The sequence below is a fragment of the uncultured Campylobacter sp. genome (genome assembly GCF_938045775.1).
Classification (GTDB): Bacteria; Campylobacterota; Campylobacteria; order Campylobacterales; family Campylobacteraceae; genus Campylobacter_B.
In genome coordinates this window covers 1-4,192 of sequence record NZ_CALIBH010000159.1, presented here as the reverse complement: position 1 = coordinate 4,192, position 4,192 = coordinate 1, and the positions used below count along the sequence as shown (strand labels likewise).

Annotated in this window: 4 protein-coding genes and 2 pseudogenes; all 6 read right to left on the bottom strand. The window is 45.3% G+C overall.

What is annotated here, in order from left to right; all coding sequences use genetic code 11:
- Positions 1-331, bottom strand: a pseudogene (locus Q0238_RS06025) (diaminopimelate decarboxylase); the annotation flags it as partial.
- 45 nt (positions 332-376) lie between these two features.
- A complete protein-coding gene (locus Q0238_RS06020; RefSeq protein ID WP_297943959.1) occupies positions 377-1,423 on the bottom strand; it encodes an LptF/LptG family permease in 1,047 nt (348 codons plus the stop codon).
- Positions 1,420-1,977 (bottom strand): aminoacyl-tRNA hydrolase, encoded by a 558-nt coding sequence (gene pth / locus Q0238_RS06015; protein ID WP_297943956.1) that lies wholly within the window; start codon positions 1,975-1,977, stop codon positions 1,420-1,422. The genes Q0238_RS06020 and pth overlap by 4 nt, the downstream gene beginning before the upstream one ends.
- A gap of 8 nt (positions 1,978-1,985) precedes the next feature.
- The gene (locus tag Q0238_RS06010; RefSeq protein WP_297943953.1) at positions 1,986-2,522 is read right to left on the bottom strand and encodes a 50S ribosomal protein L25/general stress protein Ctc; all 537 of its coding nucleotides are present in this window, start codon (positions 2,520-2,522) and stop codon (positions 1,986-1,988) included.
- A 249-nt stretch (positions 2,523-2,771) separates the two neighbouring features.
- Entirely contained in the window at positions 2,772-3,989 is a 1,218-nt protein-coding gene (locus tag Q0238_RS06005) for a PilT/PilU family type 4a pilus ATPase (RefSeq protein WP_177388521.1), read from the bottom strand.
- Positions 3,989-4,192 (bottom strand): annotated as a pseudogene (locus Q0238_RS06000) (transaldolase family protein); the annotation flags it as partial. The gene Q0238_RS06005 and the pseudogene Q0238_RS06000, both read right to left, overlap by 1 nt.

Below are 4,192 nucleotides of genomic sequence, written 5' to 3'. Positions count from 1 at the left end.
TTTCTAAATTTATCAGCAAGATGTCCGACTTTAGCGCAAATTCTAGCTCGCTATCTTGCTTGCCGACGCCAGAGAATATAATCTTATAGCTCTTTGCGCCGATATACAGAGCGCGGCGCAGCTCGCCGATGCTGACGCAGTCAAAGCCGCTGCCCAGATCCGATAGAAATTTTAAAATGCTCAAATTCGAGCTTGCTTTAATCGCGAAGCAGACGAGCGACTTGCGTGCTGCGAAGGCCTCTTTGAGCGCTATGAAATTCTTTTGTATCTCGTTAAAATCGTAAACGTATAAAGGGGTGCCGTATTTGCGGGCTAAGCTTGAATAATCCATAGAATTTCCACCGATAAATTTTGCGCCATTCTAACAAATCAAGGCTTAACGATGCTTAAAAACCAAAAATGCTGCAAAGCCTAATAGCGCTGTTATGGGCACGATAATGCCAAGTTCTGGGATGATGACGCCGTTGAGAGAAAACCTAATTAACACGAAAAGCACGCCCCAAGCGCATAGCGTAGCGATAAAAAATCCGAAGCTTAGTAGCGCGAGATTAAAAAATCGCCCCGTAACGGGCAGGTAATAATACAGCACCAATACCGCTAAAGGCGCAAATAACGGAAAAAATATCATATTATAAAGGCTTGCTTTTATGGTGGAGATATTCACGCCTTGATGCGAAAAGGTACGGATCGAACGCAAAGCATCCTTGATCGAATATACATTACTCGTATCATAAACGCTTGCAATCGAGCTTGGATCAAAGCCCTTAAGCGCCTCGCTCTGCGCGCTAAGCTTACTTTTTAATCCACTTCCTCCAAGTTTAAGCTGCGCTGGTAAAGTAGTGGTATTTACGTCGCGCAGATGCCAAATTTTGCCTGCGTATTCGCCAGAGCTTGCGTGCGAGCGCGAAGCAACGGAGTTATCCCCTATATTAAAGATCGTTATATCATTTGCGTTTTTGCCGTTTAGAGCTTTGATGTAGATATATTTACCCTCAAATTTCAAAAACATATCTCCTCCCGTAGGCGATAAATCGGTTAAATTCTTTTGAAATTTTAGCGCGTATGCAAACGGAGTAGAATTTAAAGCTATAAAGCCCGCAGTAATCGCAAGTGCGATCAAAAATGGAGGGATTATCAGAGCATTTTTGCTAACTCCAAGCGCATAAAAGCTCACCAGCTCGTTGCTACGGATCATATTAAAGCCCATTAAAATAAGCGCAAAAATAAGACTTAGCGGCAGCGTGTAGCTAAGCGCGACTGCGGCTGTTAGGGCGATATATAAAAGAGCAGTATTCGCGCTTGAGGGAAAATCTTTGAGATTGGTAAGCACATCGATGCCTACGTAAAAGCACTCAAGAGCTATTAGCAGGATAAAAAAATACTTCAGATAGGAAAGAGCCGCGTATTTTACGTATAACTTCACGCCCTAGCCTTTTTAATCGTAAATTTTTGCGCGATCTGCTCTATATCCGAGCAAATGAGCTCCTCTACTGCGCGCGCGACGTAGGGTAAAATTTCGCTCAGCTTCTCGCGCTCGCTTTCGTTAAAATTTCCAAGCACGAAATTTGCCGCATCCTGATCCTGCCGTTTTTTTCCCACGCCGATACGCACGCGCTCGTAATCCGCACCGATTAGCGCATCGATCGATTTGATGCCGTTGTGCCCACCGCTACTGCCGCCTTTTTTAAATTTAACGGCGCCTAGATCCAAATCTATATCGTCGTGCACCACAATGATGCGCTCGGGCTTATAAAAATCGTTCACCGCCTTTACGGAGTTGCCGCTTAAGTTCATAAAAGTTTGGGGTTTTAAAAGAAGAAGCGAGCCCTTTTTAAAAAGCTCGCCTTGGAATTTAGACGAGCCGAGCTCACTAAAGCCGCCCGTCTTTAAAATTTCGTCGATTAGCATAAAACCGACGTTATGTCTGGTGTCTGCGTATTTCTGAGCAGGATTCCCAAGTCCTGCGATCAGTATCATAGGCGCCCCTATTTAGCCGAAGTAACTCCGACTACCGCTACCGAGCCGTCTAGGATGATGCTGACGCCCTCTTTTACCGGAATGTCTCGGATCAAAAGCGAATCGCCTACGTCAAGATCGCTCACATCCAGCGTAAAATCGTTCGGTAGATCTTTGCCTGCGCATTTTACGGCGATACGGCGCTTGGATTGCACCAAAATACCTTTATTTTTTAGCCCTTTAGCGACGCCAGTTACTTTAACCGGCACTAAATATTTGCTTACGACGTCATCCTGAACTACTCGCAAATCTACGTGAGTTAGAGTATTTGTGACGGGGTGCTTTTGGTATTCTTGCACTATAACGCGATATGTCTTACCGCCCACGCTAACCTCGAAAGGAAGATCTTCTTTTGCGCGCATAGCTTTGATAAAGTCGTTTACTTTAAACGCTGCGTTAATATTTTCAAATCCTTTCGCATAAATATTAGCGATTAGATAACCATCTCGTTTTATGGATTTTGAAGCCCTTTTACCGATACTATCTCTAACGATACCTTCTAACATTAGGTTTCCTTTGTGAAAAAATGAAGCGTGATAATAGCCAAATGTTGCTTTAAATCTATTTAAGCGCCGCGATGAAATTTAGAAGTAAAATCGCACGGAATTTAGCCGATTAAATTTACGCTAAATCCTGCGAACTCAAGACATACTCGTATATGCACGGGCAAGCGAATAGAATTCCGCCTGCGCGGCGGCAGGCAGAATTCTTTAAAATTTTAAATTGCAAAAATTTAGAATTTTAAAATTTGCGACTTAGCGGATCTCTTTTAGCTGTACGACTTCGCCGGCGAGCATCTCTTCGGCGCTCTCTCCGGATTCTGCCGCCAAATCCCTTTTTTTGGCAAGATCGACGTTTTTGATCTGTAGATCGAGGTCGTTTCGCTTAGAGGCCTTATCCAGCGCCTCCTCGCGGGTAATGATGCCATCTCTGTAAAGATCGAGCAGGTGCTGATCGAAGGTCTGCATGCCGTAGGTGTTGCGACCATCAGCGATCGCGTCAGGAATTTCATCGTCGCGTGCATCAAGTATCATATCCTTAATACGGGTGTTTTTGCGTAGAATTTCAACGACGGCTACGCGCTTGCCCTCGATAGTACGGGCAAGACGCTGAGAGATGACCGCCTCTAAGACGGATGCTAGCGTCATTCGGATACGCTCCTGCTCAGCCTGCTCAAACATCGCAATGATACGGTTTACCGTCTCTTTTGCGTCAATAGTGTGCACCGTCGAAAACACTAAGTGTCCCGTTTCTGCGGCGTGAAGTGCGGTCTCGATCGTCTCTAAATCACGCATCTCGCCCACGAATATGACGTCCGGATCCTCTCGCAGCGCGGCGCGAAGCGAATCGGCGAAGTTGTTGCAGTCCTCACCGATAGCGCGCTGATTGATGATGCATTTATCGTCTTTAAATACGAATTCCACGGGGTCTTCGATCGTAACGACATGGCTGGTTCTTTGTCTATTTATGCGATTGATCATGCTTGCGATCGTTGTCGTCTTTCCGCTTCCCGTAGGCCCCGTAAGTAGCACGACGCCGCGCATAGCCGTATCGCAAATATCTTTGATCGAAGGCGGCAGACCTAGATCGTCGATCTCTGGAATTTTAACCGGTATCGTTCGGAAAACCGCGCTGATACCGTCGATTTGAAAGAAAATATTAACGCGGAAGCGATAATCTTCGTTTAGCTTATAGGTAAAATCCACGCTCTTTTTCTCGATAAGCTCCGGAAAGCGCGTGATGAGAAGCTCCTTAGCTAGCGTCATTGCATCCTCTTTTAAAAAAGGCGTTTTGCTAAATTTTACCAGCTCGCCATGGATACGACCTCTGATAACCGCGCCTGATTTAATGTGAAGGTCGCTACCGCCGTTTTGGATTAGAAATTCCAGATATTTATTTAGCCTATCTCGCTGCTTAAAATCCAGCGTAGAAGCGTCAACTTGATACTGCGAATAATCTATAGAACCCGCCATCATTTCTCCTTTTTAAGTGTTTTTATTATCTCTTTGAATGCCTCTTCAAAGGCTACTAGCCCGTCATCGAGTAGCTTTTTATACGCCTTTTTCATATCGATCTTCGCATCCGCTACGCGCTCGAAAAATTCCTCTATCTGCGCGGCGCTCGGCGGCGTTTTGGGTTTTTGATCGCCACTTACAAAAGCCTCTATGGTCTCAAG